This window comes from Frankia alni ACN14a (assembly GCF_000058485.1).
GTDB lineage: Bacteria > Actinomycetota > Actinomycetes > Frankiales > Frankiaceae > Frankia > Frankia alni.
Map to the genome: position 1 here is coordinate 487,978 of NC_008278.1, position 25,211 is coordinate 513,188.

Sequence of the window (25,211 nt, forward strand, 5' to 3'; positions counted from 1 at the left end):
GACCTACCGACACGCCCCAGACGTGAAGCGGTCCGACGTGGCTCACCGGGGCCGTGCGACCGTCGGCTGCGGGCCGTGTTCGACGGTGGCAGGGCGTTCGACGGTGGCAGGGCGTTCGACGGTGGCAGGGCGTTCGAGGGTGGCGAGGAAGCAATCGGCCGCGTCCTGAACCCGGTTCCGATCACCGGTGGCGAGCAGGTCGAGTAGCAGCCCGCGGATGGTGGCGATCACGAGGGTGGCCGTGCGCGTGGCGGTCGCCGGGTCGGTGTCCGGGCCCTGCGCTGCGACCAGGGCGCGCATCCAGTAGGCGACGACGTGCTCGAGGAACGCCGCGAACTGCTGCGGAGCCTGCAGCGCGCGCCCGTAGACCGCGAAGAACAGCCGGAACTCCGCCTCGTGCTGCGGGTCGAAGGCCCGCGTCCAGGACGCCCGGGCCTCCGCGGCCAGGTCGGGCTGCTCGCCGGCCAGGTCGCGGGTGGCCGCGAAGATGCGCTCCCGCAGGCGTCCGAGGATCGCCTCGAGCATCTGCTCCTTGGTGCCGAAGTGATGCACCAACGTCGTGGGCGACACCCCGAGGGCGGCGGCGACGGGCCGCCACGTCAGCTCGGAGAACCCGTACTCGGCGGCGTACTCGACCGCCGCGTCGAGCAGCTCGGCCCGCCGCTGGTGGTTGACCGGTCGTCCCGCCATGACCGCCGCCTCCTCGGTCAACGTCGTTTGACGTTTCTAGCACGGCCGTCTACCGTCTTTTCTAGTACGATCGTACCAATAATGACGTCTGGCGCCACGGGCCGCCCGCAGCGGATCCGTCCGGCGCACGCCCCTGTCGTGGAGGTCTCCCATGCGTGTGTTCGTCACCGGAGCGTCGGGCTGGGTCGGTCGTGGGCTCGTCCCCGACCTGATCACCGCCGGTCACACGGTCACCGGCCTCGCCCGCTCCGATGCCGCGACGGTCGCCCTGCGGGCGGCGGGCGCCGAGGTCCGCGAGGGATCACTCGACGATCTCGACATCCTGCGGGAGGCCGCCGTGGCCGCCGACGGCGTCATCCACCTCGCCTTCAAGCACGACATCGCCTTCGCCGGCGACTTCGCCGGTGCCACCGACGCCGACCGCGCGGCGATCGAGGCCTTCGGCGAGGCCCTCGCCGGCACCGACAAGCCGTTCGTGATCGCCTCCGGGATCCTCGGTGTGCTCGGCCTCCCGCCGGGTGTCGTCGCCACCGAGCACGACGGGCGGGCCGCGCAGGACGCCGATCGCGAGGTTCCGATCAGCGGGGCGAACGGGCGGATCGACAACGCCAACTACACGCTCGCGCTCGCCGCCCGCGGGGTCCGCTCCTCGGTCGTGCGGCTGCCACCGGCCACCCACGGCAACGGCGACAACGGGTTCATCCCGGCCGCGATCGGCTTCGCGCGCGAGAAGGGCGCCGCGGCCTACGTCGGCGACGGAACCAACCGCTGGCCGGCCGTCCATCGCGACGACGCCGCGCGCCTGTTCCGCCTCGCCCTCGAAGCGGCGCCGCCCGGTTCGGCGCTGCACGCGGTCGGCGACGAGGGCGTCCCCATCCGCGAGGTCGCCGAGGTCCTCGCCGCCCACCTCGATGTCCCCGCGGTCTCCGTCACCCCCGACCAGATCGGGGACTACGTCGGCTTCCTCGGCGGCTTCTGGGGATTCGACGGCCCCGCCTCCGCGCAGATCACCCGCGACCTGCTCGGCTGGCAGCCGACCCGCCCGGGACTGACAGCCGACCTCAAGGAAGGCCACTACTTCGCCTGAGCGAGCGGTGAGCCGGGGTCGTCGAGGTGGGCGGACCCGGCTCAGGAACGGTGGGCCAGTTCCCGTTCGTCTTCCGGCCGGTCGTCGTCGAAGGAACCGATGCCCGTGCCGGTGGCGTGGGTGACGGCCTCGTCGGCCGGTTCGACCGAGACGTGGGGGGTGATGCGGTCCAGCCACCTCGGGAGATACCAGTTGGACCTGCCGACGATGTGCATCACCGACGGTACGAGCATCGTTCTGAGGACGAACGCGTCGAGGAACACGGCGGCGGCGAGACCGGTGCCGAAGATCTTGATCGGCCGGCCTGGGCTGACCACGAAGCCGAGGAAGACGGCAATCATGATGATGGCGGCGGCGGTGATGATGCCGCCGGTCTCGCCCTGCCCGATGGTCACCGACCGCGTGTTGTCGCGGGTGTGCACCCATTCCTCATGCATGCGGCTGACCAGGAACACCTGGTAGTCCATCGACAGGCCGAACAGGATGGCGAACAGCATGACCGGGATCCAGGCGTCGATCGGTCCGCCGGGACCGGCGCCCATGGCGTCGGAGAGCCAGCCGTACTGGAAGATTGCCACGACCAGACCGAACGAACCGCCCGCTGCCAGCAGGTTCATGACCGCGGCGGTCAACGGGATGACCAGGCTCCGGAACGCGATGAGCAGCAGGATGAACGACAGGCCGACCACGACCGCGATGAACAGCGGCATCTTCCGGGCGAGCACCGAGGCGAAGTCGACGTTGATCGCCGTGTCACCGAAGGTGTAGATGTGGTTGGGCGTGCCGTCGTACAGCGGTGGCAGGGTGGTCGAGCGCAGGTGCCGGACCAGCGTGTAGGTCTTCTCCGACTGCGGTGACGTGGTCGTCTTGAACGTCACGAAGGCGATGTCTTTGGCCAGCGGCGCCGTGCCCAGGCTGGCCGGGTCGACGCCCGGGACGGCGGCCAGCGACTTCGTCACGCGCTGCAGGTAGGCCTGGTCCGAGGCGCCCGGGCCGCTCACGACGGCTTCCAGGGTGGAGTTGTAGCCGACGCCGAAGTCGGCGGCGATCAGGTCGTAGCCGGCGCGGGTCGTGAAGCTCTTCGCGTCGCTGCCCTGGTCGCTGGCGCCCAGTTCCAGCGAGAAGAACGGCAGGGCGATCACGACCATCACCGCGCCCGAGGCGATCGCGACGACGACGCGGCGCCGGGCGACGAACTGCGACCAGCGGGCCCAGTACCCCACCGGGCGGTCGTCGATGAACTCGCCTGCTCGCACCGCGGCCCGCTGCCGGCGGGGCAGCACCTTCAGACCGAACAGGCTGAGCAGCGCGGGCAGCAGGGTAAGCGAGGCGATCATGGTGAAGCCGACCGCGAGCGCGGTCGCCACCGCCATGCCGTTGAAGAAGCTCACCCCGAGCGCGATGAGGCCGAGGATGGCGATGCACACGGTCGTACCGGCGAACAACACCGCCCGGCCCGAGGTGTTGATCGCGTTGACGATCGACTCCGCGACGGGCATGCCGCGCCGCAGATTGCGGCGATGCCGCGTGACGATGAACAGCGCGTAGTCGACGCCGACCCCGATCACCATCAGCTCGGCCAGGTACGGGGTGATGTTGGAAACGTTGATGGCGTGGCTGAGGATGTAGATCACGCCGAGGCCGCTGACGAGCGCGACCACCGCGCTGGCCAACGGCAGCACCGTGGCGGCCACGGTGCGGAACACCAGGGCCAGGATGATGAGCGCGGCCGCGAATCCGATGAACACCGACGAGCCCGAACCGCTGCTCTGCCCGATGCCGGCGAAGGCGTTACCGGTGAACTCGACCTGCAGCGCGTCGCTGCGCAGGGTCTTCAGCTGGTCGTAGACGTTCTTGAACAACTCGGCGTCGTAGTGGTCGTTCTCCCAGGTGAGGGTGACCAACGCCGTGGTGGAGCCATGCGCCCTGTTGAGCAGCCCCGGGTTCCCCGGCGCGGCAGCATCGCTCTTCGAGCAGTCGATCGATTCCCACGGCGACACGATCAGCGCCACATGGTTACCCGAGGTGCACACCTTGCTGAGGGCCGGCTTCAACTGCGCAGGTGGCGTGGTGAACGCCCCCGCCCTGTTCTTGAGCACGACCGTGCCCAGGGCGCCGTTCTGATTGTTCAGGCCGGCGTCCTCGAGCAGGTTCGCCACGGAGGCCGTCTCGGTGTGCGGGAGGCTGAACGTGTCCTTGTACGAGGCCCCGCCCATCGCCCCGGCGATCCCCTGCGCCGCGATGACGAAGACGACCCAGCCGACGACGACAAGCCATCGGCGACGGACAGCGAGTTCAGCGATCCGCTTCATCAGTTCTCCTGCTCGACGTCTGGCAACTGGCGAACGCCCCGGCATCGGCCACCGCATCCGCGTCGACCTCGGTCTCGGCATGCTTCCGAGCCGACAGGGGCGAGCCCGGTGACGACAGGGCGGCAACATCCTCTACCGGATCGAACGAGTGTTCCACCGGCGCGGCGTCACCTGAGACAACCGTCACACTCGTGACCGCCGCCGGGACGGCTCCGCCGCGCAGGTTGCGGCGGTCGGGACCTGGCGGATTCGGAACCTGTAGGGGTGAGCGGGCGTCTCACGCTGGTCAGGCGAGTGACACCGTCCAGGCGCCGTACTCGCGGGCCACGTCGGTGACCGTCAGGGTGCCCGACCGTGTCGGAACGCCAGCCAGCCGGCGCCGTCCTCGCTGCTCACGACGTCGAGGCCGAGGATCTCCCGGTGCCCGTCACGACGGTGTACTGCTGCTCCCTGGGCCGAAAAGAACCGCTGCGAACGGCGTTCCGCTGGGGTTCCCCCACACCGTCGCCGGCGCCGTTTCCGCGGCGGTGTGCTGGATTCCCCTCATGGCCCCCGGCGACGATAACCGACAGCTTGACGCCCTTCGCGCGAGAGGGACGGCACATTGATTTTCTCGCGGATCTACGACTGCGGACCGATGCCTCCGAAGCACTCCGACACCGGAGCCGAAGGGAGGACACGACGTCGACGCATCACCCGATTATGACCGATCGACGGCAGCCGCGATGGCAGACTTCGCCGATGTAACAAGTGCCCTGGCGGACTACGGGCGATTGGCGAGAAGGTGGCTGGTGCCCTGCGGGTCGACCTTCAGTACTCGGGGAGAATCACCGATGTAGACGTTGCCGGCGCCGTCCACCGCCACCTGCTCGGGATTCCAGAGAACGACGGACGTAGCCGGCCCGTTGGTCTCATCGCTTTTCGGTGATCCCCAGACGAACGCCGCGCCGGACCCGGCGAACGCCGTGATGATGCCGTCCGGTGTGACGCGGCGGATCCGGTGGTTCGCACTGTCCGCGATGTAGAGGTTTCCGGCCCGGTCCACCGCCACGCCGGTCGGGTTGTTCAGCATCGCGCGGGTGGCCGGGCCACCGTCACCGGAGAATCCCTTGGCCCCGGTACCAGCGACCGTCGTGACGATGCCCCGGGAGTCGATGCGGCGGATCCGGTTGGCTTCCGAGTCGGCGATGTAGAGATCGCCGGAACGGTCCGCGACGGCTGCGGTGGTGGCCTGCAGCCGGCCGGCGCTCGCCGGACCGCCGTCGCCGGGCGGGCTCGGGGAGAGCCCGGTGCCACGTTTGATCAGCGTGGTGATGATCCCGGCCCGATCGACCCGGCGGAGTCCGTCCAGCACACAGATGTACAGGTTGCCGGCGACGTCGACGCTGATCTTCTCGGTGGTCGCGAAGTCCAGCGCGGCCTGGATGGCCGGACCACCGTCGCCGGTGTCGGCGTCATCGCCGGTGCCGACGATCGTGGTGACGGTCCCGTGGGTGTCCACCCGGCGGACGCGGTTGCTCTCGTCCGAGATGTAGATGTTTCCGGCGGCATCGACCGCCACGCTGCCGAGCCGTTGGAAGGCGGCCTGCAGCGCCGGACCGCCGTCGCCGGAGGTACCGGTCTCGCCGCTGCCCGCGACAGTGCTCACGTAACCCCGCCGGTCGATCCGGCGGATCCGCGGATCGGCCTGATCGGCCAGGTACACGTTGCCGGCCGCGTCCACCGTCAGGTCCTTGAACTCGTTGATGGCCGCCACGCCGTCCGGGCCCGGGGGTGTGACACCGGCGTCGCCGACCGCCGCGGTTGTCGTCGCCCCCGAGCGCGGTGACGACGCGGAGCCACCCGGGATGACGAGACATGCAATCAGGCCCAGGACCATGGTGGCGGCCGTGGCCGCAACGGTGACCGCCAGCCGGCGCCGCCGCTGCCGCCTGACGGGCCGCACTGCGGGCGGCGGCGTTACCGGGGCGGCGGCATCGGCCCCACCGGGCCGGAACCCACCCGGCCGGAAGGCCCCGGGCCTGACCACGCCGAGCGGCACGGAGCCGGGCGACGGCCCGGCCAGGGTGGACCGATCCGAGGCCGACGTCGGAACCGCGGCCGGGATCGAGGCCGTGGTCGAGTCCGACCGCGGGGTCGAAGCCGGGGTCGGCAGCGGGAGCGGGGTCGGAAGAGATGTCGGGCCGGCCAGGTCCCGGCCGGCCCGATCCCGGCCGGCCGGGGGCGACGGCTGCTCCACGAGATCGTCGACGACCCGCACGGTGACGCCGCAGCCGTGCAGCCACCGCGGGCCGAATGCGGCGCCGGCCGCCACAGCCAGCTCGCGGGCGAGGTCCAGGCCGGTCGGGTGGCGCGCGGCGGGATCCTTGGCCAGCGCCCGCGCCACCACCTCACCGAGGGCCGGCGGGACGGCGGGCAGCGGTGGCGGCTCGACCTCCAGATGCCAGCGGAACAGCTCGGACACCGGCAGGCCGCGGGGGAACATCGACTCGCCGCGCAGTAGCTCGTGGAGCACCACGCCGAGCCCGTAGACGTCGGTGGCGGGGCTGAGCCTGCCGCGGCGGATCTGTTCGGGGGCCATGTAGCGGGGGGTGCCGGCGAGCCGGCTGGCCTCGCCGGCCGTCCCCTCGAGGATCTTCGCGATGCCGAAGTCGGTGAGCTTCGGCAGGCCGGAGCCGGTGAACAGGATGTTGGCCGGTTTCACGTCACGGTGCGCAATGCCGAACCGGTGGGCCTGTGACAGCGCGTGGGCCACCGCGAGCCCCACCGCGCACGCCGCCGGCGGGCTGAGCCGGCGGCGGTCCACCGGTCCACCGGGCAGCAGCTCCATCACCAGCAGGCACAGGTCGTCTCGGACGACGAAGTCGTGGATGCGGACGATGTGTGGATGGTCCAGCCGGCCCAACATCTGGGCTTCGGCGCGGGAGGCGTCCACCGCCGCCGGGTCGGTGGCGGCCGTGGACAGCACCTTGATCGCGACCGGCCGGTCGAGGTCCCGGTGGTGCCCGGCCAGCACCAGCCCGGAACTGCCGGTGCCGAGCTGGCCGCTGATGGTGTAACCGGGCAGCGCGGCCCGCACCCGGTCGCGGTCGACGGCTACCACCGGCGCCCCTTCCCCGCCGCCCGGCGCCCGGCGCTCATCGGCGGTGGGCCCCCTGGGATGCCGGCCCCAGCGCGATGGCCAGGATCCGCGAGCCGTTCACCTCGGACACCAACAGATATCCCCGGTAGAACAGGAGGCTCGACGGATAACTGATTGCGGCGTCGAGGGCCCGCTGGCCGTTCCCCGCGTTGCCAGCCACCCCGGTACCGGCGATGGTCGTGATGATGCCGTGGGTGTCGATCCGCCGGATCCGGTTGACCTGGGGGTCCGCCAGGTAGATGTTGCCGGCGTCGTCGACCGTCACCCCCGCGCCGACCGTGTGGATCGCCGCCCTGGTGGCCGGTCCGCCGTCGCCGGAGAACCCCATGGTGCCGGTGCCGGCAGCGGTGGTGATGATCCCGTGGGTGTCGATCCGACGCACCCGGTTGTTACCCTGGTCGGTCACGTACATGGTGCCCGCGACATCCACCGCGAGGCTCTCGGGCCACTGCAGCCGGGCGGCGGTCGCAGGCCCGCCGTCGCCGCCGAACCCGTCTCCGCCGGAACCGACGACCGTCGAGATGACCCCGGCGGTGTCGACCTTCCGGATCCGGTCGTTCGAGCCGTCGCAGATGTACACGTTGCCGGCCCGGTCGACCCACAACGCGCTCGGCTCGTCGAGCATGGCCTGCCGGGCGAGCACACCGTCGCCGGAGAATCCGCCGATCTTCGGGCCGTTCTCCCCGGAGAACCCGAACACCCCGGTGCCGGCGAAGGTGGTGATCACTCCGGCCGGGTTCACCCGCCGGACCCGCTGGTTGCCCTGGTCGGAGATGTAGATGTCGCCGGCGGCGTCGACGGCGATGCCCGCGGGATCGGCGAGCTCCGCCCGGATGGCCGGACCGCCGTCGCCGGTGAACCCCCTGATGCCGTTGCCGGCCACGGTCGTGACGACGCCGTCGCGGTCGACCCGGCGGACCCGCTGGTTGCTCTTGTCGACGATGTAGAGGTTGCCGGCGGTGTCGACGGCCATCGCGTCCGGCTTGTTCAACCCGGCGCCGGCGGCCCGGCCGCCGTCGCCGGAGAACCCGTCGTTTCCCGTGCCGACGGCCCCCCCGATCTGCCCGACCGCCAGCGTCCTCGGTACCCAGGCCGGCAGCGGTTCGGGTCCGGAGCCGCGGGTGGCCGCGAACGTGATCCCGCCGGCGGCAGCCAGCACGACGACGATGGCGGCCGGGAGCCAGACCCGCCGGCGCGGCCGGCGACGGTGTTCCCCCGTCCCGTCCGAACCCCACCCGTCGACCCCGGTCCCGTCGGCGGCGGCGGGGATCCGGGACCGGCGTGGGCGATGCCGGGTCGGCTCGCGCAGCTCGTCGGGCAGGTGCAGGACGATCCCGGTGCCGGCGGTCCAGTCCCGGCCATACGCCTGGCGCGCGGCCAGCGCGAGCGCGTGGCCGAAGACCCGGGCGTTCGGCTGGCGCTGTTGCGGCTGTTTGGCCAGCGCCCGCATCACCACCCGGGCAACCGGTTCGGGCACTCCCGGCGGCGGTGCCGGCATGACCTCCTGGTGGTGGCGGAACAGGTCGGTGATGGACAGCCCCGGGCCGTACATCGGCCCCCCGGTGAGCTGCTCGTAGAGCAGCACCCCGAGCGAGTACAGGTCGGTCGCGGGGCTCAGCCGCCCGCCGAGGATCTGCTCGGGGGCCATGTACCGGCCGGTGCCCACCACCCGGCTGGCGGTGGACGCGGTGCCGTCGAAGATCTTCGCGATGCCGAAGTCGGTGAGCTTCGGCTGACCGGCCACGGTGAACAGGACGTTGTCCGGTTTCACGTCCCGGTGCAGCACCCCGGCCTCGTGGGCGGCGGCGAGCCCGTCGGCGACGGCCAGGGCGACGGCGCAGGCGGACTGCTGGCCGAGCTGCTGCCGGGTGAGGGTACCGCCGGAGAGCACCTCCATCACCAGCAGGCAGAGGTCGCCGTGATCGACGTAGTCGTAGATCTGCACGATGTGCGGATGTTCGAGCCGGCCCAGCAGCCGGGCCTCGGTGCGAAACCCGGCGGCCACGTCGGGCCGGCCGGCGGCGGCGGTCGACAGCACCTTGATGGCGACGTCGCGGCCGAGGTCCAGATGCCGGCCGGCGAGGACCAGCCCGTAGCCGCCGGAACCCAGCTCCTCTCCCACCGTGTAGCCGGGCAGGGCGGCGACCACCCGGTCACGGTCGATCACTGGCACGGGCTGCTCACCCTCTCGTGGACGCGGGCGTCGAGGGGAGGGGATGCGACGGCACCACCACCCGGATCCGCCCGCTGGCCCGGTCGGAGAAGAACACGTTGCCCTCGTGGTCGACGCCGACAGCGCCGTCCGGCCGGCCCAGCTCGGCGTTGCCCGCCAGGCCGCCGTCCCCGGCGGAGCCGGGGCGGCCGGAGCCGGCGAGGGTGGTGATGATGCCGTGGGTGTCGACTTTGCGGATGCGGCTGTTCCCCCGGTCGGTGATGTAGAGGTTGCCGACGGCGTCCACCGCGATGCCGCGGGGATCCTGCAGGGACGCCTTCACCGCCGGGCCGCCGTCGCCGGCGAAACCGCGCAACCTGTTGCCGGCGACGGTGGTGATGACGCCGTGGGTGTCGACCTTGCGGATGCGGGAGTTGTCGGTGTCGGCGATGTAGACATCGCCCGCGGCGTCCGCGGCGACGCCGAACGGGACGTCGAGGAGGGCATCCGTCGCCGGGCCGCCGTCGCCGAACGAACCCCGGCCGCTGGATCCGGCGAAGGTGCTGATGATGCCGCGGGCGTCGACCTTGCGGATCCGGTTCTCGCCCTGGTCGGCGATGAACAGGTCACCGGCGTCGTCCGTGGCGACCGCGGTCGGGAAGGACAACGGGGCCGCGAGCGCCGGGCCGCCGTCGCCGGCGCCGGCGCCGGAGTAGCCGACGGGGTCGCCGACGATGAAGTGGTCATTGATCCCGGCGACGGTGGTGATGATCCCCCTCGGGTCGACCCGGCGGATGCGGTGGTTGAGCCTGTCGGCGATGTAGAGGTCGCCGCGGTTGTCCAGCGCGATCCCCGCCGGCTGGTCGAGTTGGGCGGCCACGGCCGGGCCGCCGTCGCCGGAGAACCCCGCGACGCCGGTGCCCGCGATGGTCGTGATAACCCCGGCGGCGTTGATCCGCATCACCCGGTTGCTGCCGAAGTCGGCGAAGTACAGGTTGCCGAACGCGTCGGCGGTGAGGCCGAACGGATCAGCGAGACTGGTCCGCAGCGCGAGCGCGCCATCGACGGGGCTGCCCCTGGCTCCGGTGCCGGCAACCGGCAGGATCCGGGCCCCCGGATCGCTGGTGACCTGCGGTGATCTCGGCGTCGGGAGTGTTCCGGAGACGGCCGGCCGCGACACCGGTGACGAGGAGCCGCCCCAGGTCAGATAGAGGCTCGTCGCCGCGACCAGGGCCAGCACGCCGGTGGCGGCCGCCGCCGGTCGGCGCCATCGGCGGCGCACACGCGTCGGCGGGTCGGCGCGGGACACCTCGCCCGCCGACCCGTCGGACGCCGGACCACCGGATTCCGACCCGTCGACTCCCGACCCGTCGGACGCCGGGCCACCGGATTCTGGACCGTCGACGCCCGAACCGTCGACGCCCGAACCGTCGACGCCCGAACCGTCGGCCCCCGAACCGCCCGAGCCCGGGTCCGCACCGCCCGGCTGGGGTGGAGATGCCAGGACGCCTGCCGGGCCGAGGCCGCCGCCGTCCCCCGACTCGGCCCCGTACCAGGGCACCGCCGCCGATCCATCCGGGCCGTACGCCGGCATCGGCATCGGCGGCGGTGTCCCCACCCGGCGGGTCAGGTCGGCATCCGCCGTGACCCCGGCCGCGACGGTGGTCGCGGGCCCCGCGGCGGTCGCGGTCGCCGTCGGGGGATCCCCGGCGTCCTCGATGATCCGAACGACGACGCCGGCGCGGTGCAGCCAGTTGGGCCCGTACACGACCCGGGCGGCGGCGGCGAGGTCGGCGGCGAAGGCGCGGGCGGACGGGGGCCGGGCCGCCGGATCCTTCGCCAGGGCGCGCAGCACCACCCGGCCGATCGGCTCGGGCACGGTGACGGGAACCGGCGCCGGCACCTCGCAGTGGTGGCGCAGCAGCTCCGGGACCGACAGCTCCGGCGGGAACAGCGGGCCGCCGGTCATCAGCTCGTACAGGGTCACACCGAGGGCGTACAGGTCGGTCGCCGGGCCGAGCGCGGCCTCGCGGATCTGCTCGGGGGCCATGTACCGGGGAGTGCCGATGACACCGCGGGCGACGGTCGCCGGGTCGTCGAACATCCTGGCGATGCCGAAGTCGGTCAGCTTGGGCTGGCCGGCGGTGGTGAACAGGATGTTGTCCGGCTTGATGTCCCGGTGCAGCACGCCGAGCCCGTGCGCCTGCACGAGCGCGTCCGCGACAGCGAGGCCGACCGCGCAGGCGTCGGGCCCGGACAGGTGCTGGCGGGTCAGGCTGCCGCCGGAGAGCAGCTCCATCACCAGCAGGCGGACGTCGCCGCGCGAGACGAAGTCATAGACCTGGGCGATGTGCGGATGGTCAAGCCGGCTCAGCAGGCGGCCCTCGGTGCGGAAGTCCTCCGTCGCGCTCTCCCCGTGGACCGCCCGCAGCGAGAGGATCTTGATGGCGACGTCGCGGTTGAGCGGATGGTGATGCCCGGCGAGCACCCGGCCGTACCCGCCCATCCCAAGTTCCCGACCGACGGTGTAGTCGGGCAGCGCGGCGATGACGCTGTCACGGTCGACTGCCGGCATGTCCTCTCCTCGGCCGCGTCCCCAGCACCACGTCGTCCATGTCCGGCGCACGCTGGCCCGCGCGAAGTTGCGCCTACTTTCCGTCCGCTACCCCAAGAGGGGACCACACCATGACACAACGGATCTCCGCGCGCACGGGACGCTTGTCGCCTGTTTGCCACTCCCACGCGTGCCTGCGGCCGGCTGCCGGGGGGACGGGCGGCGATGGCGCCGGGATGCCGCCAGACCGGCACGGCGGTCAGACGGCGGTCAGGATGACGCCTGGGCCGCCACGCCTTGGCCCAAGATCGAGCATCGCCAACCGGGTGAGCGAGCGTTTCGCGCTGGTCAGGCGAGTGACACCGTCCAGGCGCCGTACTCGCGGGCCACGTCGGTCACCGTCAGGGTGGTCAAGGTGCCCGACCGTGTTGGGCTGTGCGTGCTCAGAGCCTGATCGAGCGGGGTGATCAGCATGTCCTCGAGGGCGGAGCCGATGCTGTGGTCGTCGAGGTGTAGGTCGGCGAGGCGGATGAACAGCTCCAGGAGTTCCGGGGTCGGGGGTTCGGGCTGCGTGTCGGCGTAGCCGTCGAACCAGGCGCCGGGGTGGTGCAGCTTCGCGGGGGTGGCGTCGGCGCTGGGCGTCGTCGTGGCGGGGGTCGTCATGGCGGGGGTCGTCATGGCGGCGGCCATGAGCCGTGCCGCCGCGGCCGGGCCGTTGGTCCGCGCGGCCGTCCGGACCGCTCCGCGAAGGCGCTGAGGGCGGTGCGGCCGGATCGTCCGGCAATGGCTGCGCCGAGCGTGTCGGCCCATTCGCCGAGCGCGAGCATCGCCACGCGCTCCTGCAGGTCGGCAAGCCCCCGGATGTGGGTGTAAAGGCTGGCGTCGCGGACGCCAAAGCGCTCGGGGGGATCGTCGTCCCCGCCCGCGCGGGGATCTTTCCACCCCCCGAGGGGCGTCGCCGCAGCCGGTCCAACCCCGACGGCGACGCCGGCCTCGCCATCTGCCCGCTCGCCGTCCCGACCAGCAGCTCCCCGCCGGTCAGCCCCGGCGCCGGCTGTTTGACCGGGCCGACCCGCTCGTCGAGCGTCTCGACGACACCGAGCCGGTCGACCAGCTCGGCCACCGCGGCCAGTCCCGTCACCCGACCCGCAGCCGGCGAACTCGGGCTTGCCGCGGCGGGAGACCCGCCGCCGGGGGGTCATGTCCACGGCGGCAGGTCGGCTGCGGTGCCCGGCTGTCTGGCAGATGCCTACCGGTTGCGGTGTGGGCTCCGATGGCCAGCGGCTTGACGGCCAGGCTCCGGGGTCAGCGGTCCTGAGGGTCAGCGGTCCTGAGGGTCAGTGGTCCTGAGGGTCAGTGGCGAGGCGTCGGAGCCGCGCTGGCCCCGAGACCGAGGCCGTTCGGTCCGGCACTGGCGCCGACACCGGCTCCTGGCACGGTGGCGCCGAGACCCACGCCGCTTTGCCCCGTCTGCGCGCCCACCCCGGTGCCCGGCGCGCTGGCACCGAGACCGAGGCCGCCCGGTCCGGCACTGGCGCCGACACCCGCGCCCGGCGCGGTGGCGCCAACACCCGTGCCGCTTTGCCCCGCCTGGGCGCCCACCCCGGTGCCCGCTCCGACGCGAGCGCCGGCCCCGGCGCTACCCGGCCCCGCGGTCGCGCCCACCGCCGCGTTCGGCCCCACTGCGGCGCCGGCCCCGACACCGCCCGGGTCGAGACGGGTATCGGCCTGCGCGCCCGGTGCGACCGTGGCGTCGACCTGAGCCTGTAGTGCCCGCACGCAGAAGGGGCCTACCTTGTCGCGACCGCCGGCTGCGGTGACCAGGGCAGTCATACCCGGGGAGTCAAGAGCCGTGCTGGCGCCGCTCGCCGCGGTCGCCGTGTAGGTGTGGCACAGCGCGAGCAGCGACGCCGAGACGGCGGCGCCGGGGCTCGCCACGGCGACCACCGGGGTGGTCACCGTGGCGGACGGCGTACCCGTGGCCGACACGGTGCGGCCGCCTCCACCGGTGAGCGGGAGTACTCCGGTGCTGGCGGCCACGGCAGCGCCGCTGAGGACGGTGGCTCCGACCGCTGCGGCGGCGATCTTCGCGGTCAGGGCGTTCGCGAGCATCAACTTCAACATCGATTTTCTCCGCGGCTGGGGGACGTGAACGAGACGCGCCTCCCGGAAGGCGGCCACCGCCGCCTCCTCACCGTCGAGCTCCCCGTCGCGGGCCGGAGCGGACGCGGCGGCAAGCAGATCGGCAAGGGGATCCGTACCGATCCCGGCGTTGACCGGGTCGCCGCGAAGCAGCCGCTCCGCATCGACCCGACCGTCCGGACGAGGTCGGTATGTGCTCATCTCACGTCCTTCAGCGTCGAAGTCCTCGCCGGTGTTACACCCGACCGAAACCCGTGGTCATCGCTGCACGCCGATATCCCGATCATGTTCGTCTGCTCCTGGCCGACCGGTCCTGCTGATCCCCTCGCGCACCGAGGTGTTCGACCGCACCGAGCTGTTCGGCGAGCCTGCGCAACCCCCGATGCGCCGCGGTACGCACCGCACCGGCCCGCTTGCCCAGGACCCGTCCCGCGGTCTTCGCGTCCAACCCCATCACCACCCGCAGCAGCACCGCCTCGGCCTGGTCCAACGGCAGGCCCGCGATCAGACGCAGGGCCGCCTCAGTGGACATCGCCTCCAACGCTTCGCCTGCGGTGTCGTCAGGGCCGGCCAGCTGCGCCGTCACCAGCTCGACCGGGACGTCCTCCCGCTGGCGGCGACCCCGTCTGCGCAGGTGGTCGAGCGCCCGGTGACGCGCGATCGTGGCCGCCCAGCCGCGGAAACCATCGGCGTCCCCGCGGAACGTCGGCAGGTCACGAGCAATCTGCAGCCACGCCTCGGAGGCGACATCCTCCGCGTCGTCGCCCACCAGTACCCGCAGGTATCGCAGCAGACCCGGCTGGACCGTCCGGTAGATCAGCCGGAAGGACGCCTCGTCTCCCCGCTGCGCTCCGCTGACCGCCGAGGAGAGATCCGGCTCCGTGGTGGGAGGAGGATCGGTGTCGGGGCCGTCTCGGAACGGGGTACTGGCGCCGCCGAAGGTACGCCTGATCGGTGTCGGCGGAGCCGGTATCACCGGTACGCCGGCGGCGGTGGGCACCGACTCCGCGGTGGCCGGCAACTGTCGCGGAATCCCACGGGTTGCGGCCTCACCACCTGCGCTCATCTCCGCGCTCTCGCTCACCGCGCAGATGATGGAGCCCCATCTGAACGGCCATCGCAGGAGGGCACTGTTGACAGCGCAGTGGCACCCAGCCGACACGTTCGGCTTCCATCATGGCGAGGACCCGCCCGAGACGTTCTGGAAGGGCTGCAGGACGGCGGAGCGGGTGAGGTCGCTGGCCTTCACCTCGTCGATTGCCAGCTCGCGCAGCGTGTCGCTGTGGCCCACCGGAACGGTGACCAGCCCCGACCGGCCGGTGGCCCGGGAGGCCGCCGTCCCGCCCCGGTCGTCCCATGCCATGGTCCCGAGATGCTCGGCGGCAAGTGCCATCGCAACGTTGTTGATGCCCACTCCGCGTCGGACAGATCGGCGGGATACGGGTCAGAACGAGGCATGACCCGACCGTCGCGACCCCAGCCCCACCGATCACCCCAACACGCCAGCCCCCCAGCCCGACGACCACAATCAACACAGAAGAATCAAGATCCAATACAGTCACTCAGTGAGCGAAAGCCTCGGTACCGAGCACTCGGAGCAGGTCGAGGCGGCTGGCGTCCTGACTGCCCGGCTCGGCGGAGTAGACGATGATTCGGAGAGCGCTTCCGGGGGTTTGTAGAACATCGCTGTCAAGCGTGAGGTGACCGACGTGAGGCTGCTCGATGCGTTTGCGGGCGGTTTGATGCCGGACGGGGCGACCGGCGATCCACCTACTCACGAAGTCGGTGCTGCGGGTGCGAAGTTCGTTTACCAGTTGCCGCACACCAGGGTCGTGAGGATATTCGATGGAGGCTACTCGAAGATCGGCTACCAGGGCATCGCGAAAGGCGTCACGTTCGGGCGGGGCCAACGCGACCCGAGACGGAGTGTCGGTGAACTCGTGCCAGATCAGGTTGCGGCTTCGGCCGAGCAAAGCGCCCGGGTCGCCGAGAAGCGCGGCCCACAGGCGGTTCCAGCGCAGCAGCCACCAGTCGACGGAGTAGACGGCGACTGGCCAGTCGTCGAGGCGCTGGAGTAGACGCTCGATTCCGGACGGAATTTCGGTGCTGACCGCGCCTTTCGGTATAGCGAGACCGGCGGCTTGGTGCAGCAAGGCGGCGTCGTCCTCGGCCAGGCGCAGCGCTCGGCACAGCGCCGCGACCACTTGCGGTGAGGGCCGAGCCGCCCTGCCCTGCTCCAGCTGCACCAGATAGTCCACCGAGAGACCGGCTAGCGCGGCGAGTTCCTCGCGGCGCAGTCCCGGCGAGCGCCGGTTCGTTTCGATCGCGCCGACGAACGCTGGACTGGTGCGGTCCCGCCATCCGCGCAGCAGCAACCCGAACTCACTCGACACGGAACCAGTATGGCGCTACGGCGGACCGGCTGACTGGTGCTGTCAGTCCCACCCACGAGCCGTACCTTCCTCGGGTGCGGTCGATCCCGACAGACTCACCGGCATGGACACGATCACCTTGATCACGGGGGCCAACAAGGGCCTCGGCTACGAGAGTGCCCGCCGACTGCGCGAGGCGGGACACACGGTGCTGCTCGCCGCACGCGATCCTGAACGCGGCCAGGCTGCCGCAGGAGAGCTGGCCGTCCCGTTCGTACATCTCGACGTCACCGACGAGGACAGCGTGGCGCTGGCCGCCTCCTGGGTCCGCGATCAATACGGACGACTCGACGTACTGGTGAACAACGCGGGCATCAACGGGCCGTCGATTCCGATCGACCAGGCCACCGCGGCCGACGTCGCGGGTGTCTTCAACACGAACCTGCTGGGCGTCGTGCGGGTGACAACCGCCTTTTTGCCGCTGCTGCGCGCCAGCGACAACCCGCGCATCGTCAACGTCTCCAGCGGAACGGGCTCTTTCGCGCTGACCGAGAAGAACAGCTGGTGGGATCCGGAGTATGTGCCCCCGATCTATGCGGCGACCAAGACCGCATTGACCAAACTGACGGTCTTCTACGCGCACGCGTTGCCCGATATGAGGGTCAATGCCGCCGATCCTGGCTGGACGGCGACCGACCTCAACAACTTCCGGGGCATCCAGACCGTGCAAGAGGGCACTGACGCCATCGTCGAACTGGCGACGCTTCCCGCGGACGGCCCGACCGGAGCCTACGTCAACCGAGACGGCGTCGTCCCCTGGTGACCACCAGCCCGTGCACCCGGCATGCGTCCACAGTGGACCAGGAGTTTCGTGACGCCGAATTCGAATCGTTCCTCGAAGGATTCCTCGGCGAGATGGGCAAACACCCGCCGCAGCGCGGGATGTTGTCCGACGGTGAGATCGTGCATTGAGCGGCTCGGGTAGGCTCTGCGTCGGGGGACGCACCGTGGTTCCCGAGGTCGGCGGGAGCGATGATGTGCGCCATGTTGGTGATGCGGAAGGCAACCGCCGCTGACCGGCGAGGTACCTTGTACCTGAACACGACGGTGACCGATCCGGCGTACCGGGACCGGAAGTTCGGCGCGTTGATCGCATTGTGGGCGGTGGACCAGGCTGCGCGGCGTGGCGCCGGCTGGGTCCGCCGAGACTGTCTGTGGCCCGGTCTGGCCGCCTACTACCAGCAGCAGGGCTTCACGCTGGTGCGCGAGGTGGAGCACGGGAAGTACCGGCACCACATGCTGGCCCGTCGTGCCGAGCGGATCGACCTGTCAACGTGGTTCAGCACAGGTACGCCTTCGCTACCAGGTGGAGGTCGATGACTTAAGTCTTCGGCGCTGTCCGTCAGGTCGGCGGGTGGTCGATCCTCCTCGGAGGAGGTCGAAGGCTGTGGACGCTGCTTCCGGCAGCTTATCGGGCGGCCAGCGTGCGATTACGACATTCGGGTCACCGTCCGGCCCGACTCGTTCGACGGGACTCTGGACGCTGGGGCGCCCGACGCCCTAGCTTGAACGCGCACGCCACTCCTGTCATCACGTGGCGGTTTCTTTGAATGCAGGGGATTCCCGACGACCCGGGCTGCGTGTGTCTGTTTACGGGGGGTTTGTGGCGCAGCCAGGAAGATGTGCCAGAAGAACAATTTCCACCTACTCCGAAAAATCGGAGGCCTAGAAACAGGAGTAGTCGTGAGACGCTTGCTGTCTCCCCGGCGCGCGCTCGCCGGTGCCTTCACCGTCGCCGCTGTCGCGGCCGACCTGTGGTTCGCGCCCGTCGCTGCCTCGGCCGCCCTCGCTCGTGTCACCTGCACGGGGCAGGAAGCGGTCAGCTACAGCCCCGGGCTGACCCTCACCCCGCATGACACCACGGTCACGATCAACAGCCTCCTCGGCTCGGCCGGGAACCCGGGCCTGTGCGTGGCGCCCGGCAAGGGCATCACGTCCGCGACTTATACGGAGGTCTTCGACCGGCCGGGTGCCTCGTGTGTGCAGGCCCTGTTCAACGGCCCGGGCAGCCGAGTGATCGTCTGGAGCGACGGACGGAGTAGCACCTTCACCTTCACCGCGCAGATCCAGACGCTCCCGGGCGCGTCCCTGGTCACCCTGACGGGGACGATCACCTCCGGCGAGTTCGCGGGCAGGAGGGCCGTCGAGACGATCCAGATCCCGCAGCTCGACCTGGTCCAGTGCTTGACGACAGGCATCGACAACAGCATCGCACTGGCGACACTGGTCATCCTGTAGCCACTGAGCCTCGTCCATTCCCTCAGGCCGTCGCCGCCGGCCTTCGTCGCCCCACCCCGTGCGACGGCTGGGACCTCGCCGCCCTGCTCGCACACGTGATCGGCCAGGGCGGCCGCTACGCCGGCCCGGGCGGCTTCCTGCAGGGGCGCGGTGCGCCGAAGCTCGTCGGCCGGTCGAGAGCCGCCCGGGACGGCGCGCTCGCCCGTCGCCTGTGGACGGTCTCCGAGGAGCTGACCGGCGTCACATTCCCGCTGGCCGCGACGAAGGCCACGAAGAACGAACGTCAATCGCTGCCGGTGAGTCCGGCACCGGCGCCCCAGGATTGGTGATCCTCGGGCGGCGGACCGCTGGAGTCGGCTCGACAACGGGCCTACGCTACTGCGCCGTGAGGTGAGATCATCGTCAGGTGACGGCCGGGCTGCCGCGCGGCGGTCACCGCCGACTCAAGCCCCTGAGGAGTCCCTTCGCATGGGTACACCTGTCCGAGAGGTCCGCACCTACTGCCGCATCTGCATCGCCCAGTGCGGCACCCTGGTCACGGTCGATGGCGATCCGGCCTCGCCTGTCGTACGCCAGGTCCGCGGTGATGCCGAGCATCCTGTGTCCAAGGGTTACACCTGTGCCAAGGGTCGCGCCTTACCGGCGCTGCACCACCACCCGCTGCGCCTGGAGCAGCCGCTGCTGCGCGACGCGGATGGCACGCAGCGGCCGGTGGACTGGGACACCCTGCTCACAGACCTCGGTGGGCGTCTCGCCGGGATCGTGGCGGAGCACGGGCCCGACGCCGTGGCCGTCTTCTACGCCACCGGCGCCGCGTTCGACGCCGCGGGCAGGCGGACCGCTGAACGGTTCTTCGACCGGCTGGGCACGCGGCAGAAGTACTCCTCGCTCACGATCGACAGCCCGGCCAAACCGCTGACAGCCGAGATGGTGGGAGGCTGGCCGTGGCTCAACCTGGTCGACGACGACCAGGAGTGCCGTCTGTCGCTGCTGGTCGGTATCAATCCGATCGTCTCCCATGGTCACACCACGTCGATGTCCAACCCCCGGGCGCGGCTACGGGCGCAACGCGAGCGCGGCGAGCTGTGGGTCCTCGACCCACGACGTACCGAGACGGCCCGGATGGCTACCCGCCACTTGCAGACCCGCCCCGGTAGCGATCCGTTCGTCCTCGGCTTTCTGGTCCGTGAGCTGCTCGCCGACGGCGCCGACGAGGCGTACCTGCGCGCGCACGCCTCGGGCGTCGACGACCTCGCCCGGGCGGTGTCGCCGCTGGACGCGCAGCGTGCCGCCGCCGTGTCCGGGGTGTCGGTGGACCAGCTACACGAGTTGCTCGCCGCGATACGCCGCGCGGGACGGATCTCCGTTGTCACCGGCACCGGCGCGACGATGGCCGCTTCCGCCAACGTCACCGAGTGGTTGCGGCTGGCGCTGCTCACCGTCACCGGGTCCCTCGACCGGCCGGGCGGCATGTGGTTCCATCCCGGATTCCTGCGCCCTGTCGACGGGTTGGATCTGCCCGTGTCACCGCCTGAGGGCAGGGTCGAGCCCGGACCTCGTTCCAGGCCGGAGCTGACTCGTCGGTTCGGTGAGTATCCGTGCGCCGCGCTCGTCCCGGAGATCGAGGCGGGCAACGTCCGGGCGCTGGTCGTCGTCGGCGGAAACGTCGCCTCCTCCTTCCCCGCCAGCGGCGGGATCCGTGCCGCGCTGCGCTCGCTGGAGGTGTGCGCGGTAGCCGATGTCGTCGAGACGGAGACGACCCGGTTGGCCACGCATGTGCTGCCGAGTGTGGGACAGCTGGAGCGGGCCGACGTACCCGTCCTGCTCGACGCCTTCACCGACCGGGTGATGTCACAGCGCACCGCCGCGGTGGTGCCACCGGTGGCCGAGCGCAGGCCGGTCTGGTGGTCGTTCGCTCGGCTCGCCGAACAGCTGGGCCTCGACGTGCTGCCCCGCGGGCTCACCTGGGAGACCGCCGACGACGACGCGATCATCGACCCGATCGTCGCCCGGTCCCGCGATCCGGAGGCCCTCGCGCAGGCACCCGCCGTCGTGCTCTCGTCGGTGGAGCGGTTCGGCTGGGTGACCGGGCATGTGCTGCCAGGCGGGCGTTGGCGGCTGGCACCGCCGCCGCTGCTCGCTCAGCTTGCCGAGCTGCTCACGTCGGAACCGGGCGTGGACGTGGCGCCGGACGGCCTGCTCCTGGTCCCGCGCCGGCTGCCGCGGGCGATGAACAGCCAGCTGCACGACGTCCGCCAGGCTGGCGCAACACCGCAGGCCGAACTCCTGGTCCACCCGGCCGACGCGGCGACCGCCGGGATCACCGACGGGGTGATGGTACGGGTCCTCGGCGCCCATGGCGCGACCCGCGCACAGGCCAGGGTCACCGATGAGATCCGGGCGGGCACGGTGTCGCTTCCGCACGGCTGGACCGAGCCGGACGTCAACCGACTCACCTCGATCGTTGACGAGACGGACGCGCTGACCGGGATGGTCCGCATGTCCGGGATCCCAGTGCGGCTCGAGCCCGAGGTCTGAGGGCGCTCGCCCACGTTCGGGTAGTCCCCAGGAGTGAGGTCGATGCCGATGGGATTGTCCGCCACGGACTCGGGCAGCTCGCCAGGCAAACTGGCGGCGTAGGCGATCTCGGTAGCCGCAAATCCGCAGGTCAGATGGGGTGTGTCTGGAGCCGGCATGGGGACTTGAACCGCTAACCGCCTCTCTCTCCATGACCACGACACCCACCCGCCGGGGCCCGAACTGCTGGTGATGTCCAAGCCGGCGACCCCGGCAGAGTGGTCACATCATCACTCGACCGAGGCCAGCCGAAATGCTCCCAACCCCCTCCTTGTGTCGTAGCTAAGCCTTACCTAAGCTCAACCGCATTCGGCTGACTTGACGGGGAGGCAACGTGAGCGAGACACGGACGCTGATACTGGGGTTCATCGCGGGAGCAACGATCCTGATCGGGCTCCCCGTCGGGCGGCTACGTCGCCCGATGCCAGGAGTGCGGCAGTTCCTGAACGCGACCGCCATCGGCATCCTGATCTTCCTCGTGTGGGATGTGCTCGCGCATGCCTGGGAACCTCTCGACGCTGCGTTGAGCAAGGTCCACGACCACAGCGGCGGCCTCGGCCCCGTCTTCGGCTACGGCACGCTTTTCCTCGGCGGACTGTCCATCGGACTGCTCAGCCTCCTCGGCTACGAACGCGTCCTCATTCGCCGGCCCACCCCGCCGCAGCCGGAGCCGGGCGCCGGGGCGCGCTTCGGGCCCGGGGCAATGGCCGCCGACGAACTTGCCACACTTCAGCCACCCGCTACCACGGGCCTGTCAGCCGCCCGGCGGCTCGCGCTGACCATCGCGGTCGGGATCGGCCTGCACAACTTCGGCGAAGGACTGGCCATCGGAGGCAGTGCCGGCCGCGGCGAGATCACGTTGGCGACCCTCCTCGTGATCGGCTTTGCGTTGCACAACGCCACCGAAGGATTCGGGATCGTCGCCCCGCTCGCCGCCGACGCCGACCGGCCCAGTTGGGGATTCCTCCTGCTCACCGGACTCATCGGCGGCGGACCCACCCTCATCGGCACCGCGATCGGCCGGCAGTTCACCAGCGACCCGCTCAGCGTGATCTTCCTGTCCCTCGCCGCCGGTTCCATCCTCTACGTCGTCATCCAACTCATCGGCATCGCGTCGCGCGCTGGCCGCCGTGAGCTGCTCTACCTCGGAGTCCTGGCCGGCCTCGCCGCCGGATTCATCACCGACGCCATCGTCACCGCCGGCGGCGCCTAACCCACTGGCCCCTGTCCATCGCGTCGATCACCATGGCCGCGGCCGTGGCGTTCTTGCCCGCAACGTCAGGGAGCGGTGAGGCCGGTGGCTGTTGTGAAATGCCCGGCGTACTACAGTACGCGCGGCGGTAAGCAGCACCGACATCTCGCTCAGGCGTCGGCGCGGACCAGCCGCACCGCCGCCAGCGCCACGGCCACCGGCGGCCGAACTCCTCGGCGGGGCCGAGCGTCGGTGGCACGGGACGTTCGCGCAGGACGGGCGCCGGCTCGTCGTGACGGTCGAACCCGGCGGCGAGGCGCTGCGGGTCCCGGGCCGGGCCACCGATCAGATCGTCGGCGTCCTGCTCGGCAATGCCCGCGAACACGGTGATCCAAGGCCCACCGATGCCACTCCGCGTCGAGCGCGAACGGCATTCCCCCTCCGCGAGGGCGTTTAACTTGTCCTGATTGTGTAACGTCGGTGCGATCAGCGCTCAGCGGGCCGTCCGACAGGTCCCTGGGGTACGGCTTGCGTGGGTGCTTGGCAGACGCTCTTACCTGACCCACGTCGTCGGCGAAACCCTGGTCCCATCCTCACGCTGAGCCCTGCGCTGACCCGCCCGGCCGAACCTCGCCGCGACACGAACCGCACTGCGGTTCCCCTCACCTGCCACACTCGGCCGGGCGCCAGAAAGCGTCACGATGTCCAAAGCGTGAGATCTTTGAGGAATTGACAGTGATCGGCCGCTCCGGACAGCAGTGCCACAGCCAGACCGATGATCATCGCTATGCCAAGAAATCTCCACCACGACTTGTCGATCTTGTCGACTCTCCATTGCACGGTTCCACGGTAGGGACACCTGATGTGATGAGGATGTATTAGTTCAGCAGTGCACGCGGCCCCCGGCCGCGCGTCACCGGCGACCGATCGGAGGCTGAAAAGGGTCCCGAGTGCGGTGCGGGCGCAGGGAACGGGGCCGGTTGGTAGGAGGCCCGGACACCGCGCTTGTCCCGGCTGATCAGGCCGGCGTCGACGAGGACCTGCAGGTGGCGACTCACGGTCCGGCGCGGAGGCCGAGGGGTTCGGTGAGTTCGCAGGCGTAGGCCGCGCCGCCGCGGAAGTAGATCATCGACAGGAGTCGGAGTCGGGTCGGTACGGCGACGGCCGCGGCGCAGATGTCGAAACTCCCCTCGACCCGGCCCAGACCGTCGTCCTGGCTCCCGATGATGCAACCAGCACGCCATTTCATACGTCGGTCCGCGAGCGTGACGCCGAGCGGGACGCGGTCGGACCGGCGTGGAACAACGGCGCCCTGCTCGCCGGCATACGTCACGAGCCACATGCAGGTGATTGCCCGACGGGTGGGGCTGTGCTGCCAACTCGTGCGCTCGGCCGAGCGGGGCGCAAAGACGCCGACGGTCGGCAAGCGGTACCGGGCGCCAGAAGGCATATGGACGGTTTACCGGGATCGGGTGCCGTGCGGACAGGTGGAGGTGATCGGCTGCACCCGGCGTCGCGGCTCCAGCGCGGTGCTGCACCTCGCCGAGGCGCTGCCTTTCGACTTGGAGGCCGGCGTCGAGCTCGGCGAGGATCTGCTGTCCCTCAAGCGGCTGCACGACCTCCGGCACAGCTCGGCGAGCATCCATCTCTCCGAGGGCGGAGATCTCACGCTGCTGAGTAAGAGGCTTGGTCACAGCTCCCCGGCGATCACCGCTCGGCTGTACGCGCACCTGTTGCGGTCGACGGGTCAGGCGGCGGCGGAGACGGTCGCGAACGCGGTTCCGCGGCGGGTGAGACGGCCATCTCACCCACAATCCACCCACAGCGATCAGCGCACGCGAAACGAGTAAGTAGGAAATGCAAACCATGCAGCTAACACGCCTGCCGCGGGGTGGGCCGTCAGGGACTCGAACCCTGAACTCGCCGGTTAAAAGCCGGCCCGACCATGTGCCAACCGATGTCCGATGATGTCGAATGGGGTTTCTAGCCAGCATGTTTCACGCTGTGTGATGTCGGAGCGTGTCGGGGAAGTACGCGCCTGACCGCGCTGTTCGCGCCCACATCTCGGCCACAACGATCATGTTTTGATACGGCCCGGTTCCCGTCTGGGGGGGCCGGGCCGCAGCCCGTTTCGGGCGGTCGCCGGGGACGCCGAGGCGCCTGCAGCTCAGGATCTCCCGCAGCACGACGATCCCCGGCCGGACGCCCACCGGCCACGTGCGCCGCGACTTCAACGCCACCCAACCCTCGTCGGCTGGCTGGGCCCCGACGATGGACAGGCCGGGCTGGCCCAGCGGTATTGCGCCCAGGCCGTGCGGTCCACCGATGTGGCTGATGGTCCCCTACATGGGCCATCGTGCGGCATTCCGTGGCCGACCAAGCCCGTCGAGATCGGCCGCGCCGCGTCCGCGCGGGAGTCGCGTTGGTGGATGGCCGCGACCAAACGCCCTGTCCGACGCATACCTTGTGCTCGCGTGCCGCAACCGGCAGGCGAGAGGCCGTGACCGATGGTTGATCATTACTGGCTGCCTACCAAGATGCCTGCGCGTCCCGCCTGCACTGATAAATTTGGGTGGCAGACCGGTGAGAAAGTGCAGGTCAGCAAGTGTCGTCCCCGCCCGCGCGGGGATCTTCCCGGGGGGCGATCATCTGCGGCACCTGCGAGGTGGTCGTCCCCGCCCGCGCGGGGATCT

Annotated in this window: 20 protein-coding genes, 1 tRNA gene and 1 CRISPR repeat array (1 of these 22 running past the window's edge); of the genes, 9 read left to right on the forward strand and 12 right to left on the reverse strand. The window is 70.7% G+C overall.

Going from position 1 to position 25,211, the window contains the following annotated elements; translation table 11 throughout:
- Positions 1 to 42 precede the first annotated feature (42 nt).
- Complete coding sequence (locus FRAAL_RS01890) at positions 43 to 690, reverse strand: TetR/AcrR family transcriptional regulator (protein WP_041940072.1); 648 nt, start codon at positions 688 to 690, stop codon at positions 43 to 45.
- Between the two features lie 151 nt (positions 691 to 841).
- Between FRAAL_RS01890 and FRAAL_RS01895 the strand changes: the two genes are divergently transcribed.
- Positions 842 to 1,777 (forward strand): SDR family oxidoreductase, encoded by a 936-nt coding sequence (locus tag FRAAL_RS01895; protein WP_011601678.1) that lies wholly within the window; start codon positions 842 to 844, stop codon positions 1,775 to 1,777.
- Positions 1,778 to 1,818: 41 nt separating this feature from the next.
- Here the strand turns inward: FRAAL_RS01895 and FRAAL_RS01900 are convergent, their stop codons facing one another.
- The 9 genes from FRAAL_RS01900 to FRAAL_RS01940 all read right to left on the reverse strand — a co-directional run bounded on the left by FRAAL_RS01900 (position 1,819) and on the right by FRAAL_RS01940 (position 16,472).
- Positions 1,819 to 4,089, reverse strand: a complete 2,271-nt coding sequence (locus FRAAL_RS01900; protein ID WP_011601679.1) for an MMPL family transporter — start codon at positions 4,087 to 4,089, stop codon at positions 1,819 to 1,821.
- A gap of 763 nt (positions 4,090 to 4,852) precedes the next feature.
- Positions 4,853 to 7,192, reverse strand: a complete 2,340-nt coding sequence (locus tag FRAAL_RS01905; protein WP_011601682.1) for a serine/threonine-protein kinase — start codon at positions 7,190 to 7,192, stop codon at positions 4,853 to 4,855.
- Between the two features lie 34 nt (positions 7,193 to 7,226).
- The gene (locus FRAAL_RS01910; RefSeq protein WP_011601683.1) at positions 7,227 to 9,404 is read right to left on the reverse strand and encodes a serine/threonine-protein kinase; all 2,178 of its coding nucleotides are present in this window, start codon (positions 9,402 to 9,404) and stop codon (positions 7,227 to 7,229) included.
- A 7-nt stretch (positions 9,405 to 9,411) separates the two neighbouring features.
- A complete protein-coding gene (locus FRAAL_RS01915; protein ID WP_050996980.1) occupies positions 9,412 to 11,958 on the reverse strand; it encodes an NHL domain-containing protein in 2,547 nt (848 codons plus the stop codon).
- Between the two features lie 327 nt (positions 11,959 to 12,285).
- The gene (locus FRAAL_RS01920) at positions 12,286 to 12,615 is read right to left on the reverse strand and encodes a hypothetical protein (RefSeq protein WP_157734087.1); all 330 of its coding nucleotides are present in this window, start codon (positions 12,613 to 12,615) and stop codon (positions 12,286 to 12,288) included.
- 675 nt (positions 12,616 to 13,290) lie between these two features.
- Positions 13,291 to 14,280: a hypothetical protein gene (locus FRAAL_RS01925; protein WP_011601687.1), complete on the reverse strand. Its 990-nt coding sequence runs from the start codon at positions 14,278 to 14,280 to the stop codon at positions 13,291 to 13,293.
- 82 nt (positions 14,281 to 14,362) lie between these two features.
- A complete protein-coding gene (locus FRAAL_RS01930; protein WP_231861457.1) occupies positions 14,363 to 15,163 on the reverse strand; it encodes an RNA polymerase sigma factor in 801 nt (266 codons plus the stop codon).
- Positions 15,164 to 15,253: 90 nt separating this feature from the next.
- Complete coding sequence (locus FRAAL_RS01935; protein WP_011601689.1) at positions 15,254 to 15,472, reverse strand: hypothetical protein; 219 nt, start codon at positions 15,470 to 15,472, stop codon at positions 15,254 to 15,256.
- 169 nt (positions 15,473 to 15,641) lie between these two features.
- Positions 15,642 to 16,472, reverse strand: coding sequence for a helix-turn-helix transcriptional regulator (locus FRAAL_RS01940; protein ID WP_011601690.1), 831 nt, complete (start codon positions 16,470 to 16,472; stop codon positions 15,642 to 15,644).
- A 103-nt stretch (positions 16,473 to 16,575) separates the two neighbouring features.
- Here FRAAL_RS01940 and FRAAL_RS01945 point away from each other — a divergent pair, with 103 nt between their 5' ends.
- The 7 genes from FRAAL_RS01945 to FRAAL_RS01970 all read left to right on the forward strand — a co-directional run bounded on the left by FRAAL_RS01945 (position 16,576) and on the right by FRAAL_RS01970 (position 22,539).
- Positions 16,576 to 17,274 carry an SDR family oxidoreductase gene (locus FRAAL_RS01945; protein ID WP_041938690.1) on the forward strand — a complete coding sequence of 233 codons (699 nt, stop codon included), beginning with the start codon at positions 16,576 to 16,578 and terminating at the stop codon, positions 17,272 to 17,274.
- Positions 17,271 to 17,423, forward strand: coding sequence for a hypothetical protein (locus tag FRAAL_RS33425; RefSeq protein ID WP_157734089.1), 153 nt, complete (start codon positions 17,271 to 17,273; stop codon positions 17,421 to 17,423). The genes FRAAL_RS01945 and FRAAL_RS33425 overlap by 4 nt, the downstream gene beginning before the upstream one ends.
- 72 nt (positions 17,424 to 17,495) lie before the next feature.
- The gene (locus FRAAL_RS01950; RefSeq protein WP_157891956.1) at positions 17,496 to 17,831 is read left to right on the forward strand and encodes a GNAT family N-acetyltransferase; all 336 of its coding nucleotides are present in this window, start codon (positions 17,496 to 17,498) and stop codon (positions 17,829 to 17,831) included.
- A 363-nt stretch (positions 17,832 to 18,194) separates the two neighbouring features.
- Positions 18,195 to 18,749: a hypothetical protein gene (locus FRAAL_RS01955; RefSeq protein WP_157891957.1), complete on the forward strand. Its 555-nt coding sequence runs from the start codon at positions 18,195 to 18,197 to the stop codon at positions 18,747 to 18,749.
- Positions 18,750 to 18,844: 95 nt separating this feature from the next.
- Entirely contained in the window at positions 18,845 to 19,078 is a 234-nt protein-coding gene (locus tag FRAAL_RS34115; RefSeq protein ID WP_041938691.1) for a hypothetical protein, read from the forward strand.
- A 139-nt stretch (positions 19,079 to 19,217) separates the two neighbouring features.
- Positions 19,218 to 21,287 (forward strand): molybdopterin-containing oxidoreductase family protein, encoded by a 2,070-nt coding sequence (locus FRAAL_RS01965; protein WP_041938692.1) that lies wholly within the window; start codon positions 19,218 to 19,220, stop codon positions 21,285 to 21,287.
- Between the two features lie 373 nt (positions 21,288 to 21,660).
- On the forward strand, positions 21,661 to 22,539 hold the full coding sequence (locus FRAAL_RS01970) for a ZIP family metal transporter (protein WP_011601697.1): 879 nt from the start codon (positions 21,661 to 21,663) through the stop codon (positions 22,537 to 22,539).
- A 1,033-nt stretch (positions 22,540 to 23,572) separates the two neighbouring features.
- Here the strand turns inward: FRAAL_RS01970 and FRAAL_RS35690 are convergent.
- Entirely contained in the window at positions 23,573 to 23,860 is a 288-nt protein-coding gene (locus FRAAL_RS35690) for a hypothetical protein (RefSeq protein WP_308205973.1), read from the reverse strand.
- On the opposite strand from FRAAL_RS35690, the gene FRAAL_RS01985 reads away from it, so the two are divergent.
- Positions 23,859 to 24,368, forward strand: coding sequence for a tyrosine-type recombinase/integrase (locus FRAAL_RS01985; RefSeq protein WP_083866676.1), 510 nt, complete (start codon positions 23,859 to 23,861; stop codon positions 24,366 to 24,368). The genes FRAAL_RS35690 and FRAAL_RS01985 overlap by 2 nt on opposite strands.
- A 42-nt stretch (positions 24,369 to 24,410) precedes the next feature.
- On the opposite strand, the gene FRAAL_RS32670 is transcribed toward FRAAL_RS01985, so the two are convergent.
- Positions 24,411 to 24,474, reverse strand: a tRNA-OTHER gene (locus FRAAL_RS32670).
- A 651-nt stretch (positions 24,475 to 25,125) separates the two neighbouring features.
- Positions 25,126 to 25,211: a CRISPR direct-repeat array (repeat unit 28 nt; unit sequence GTCGTCCCCGCCCGCGCGGGGATCTTCC); it runs 5,614 nt beyond the window's last position.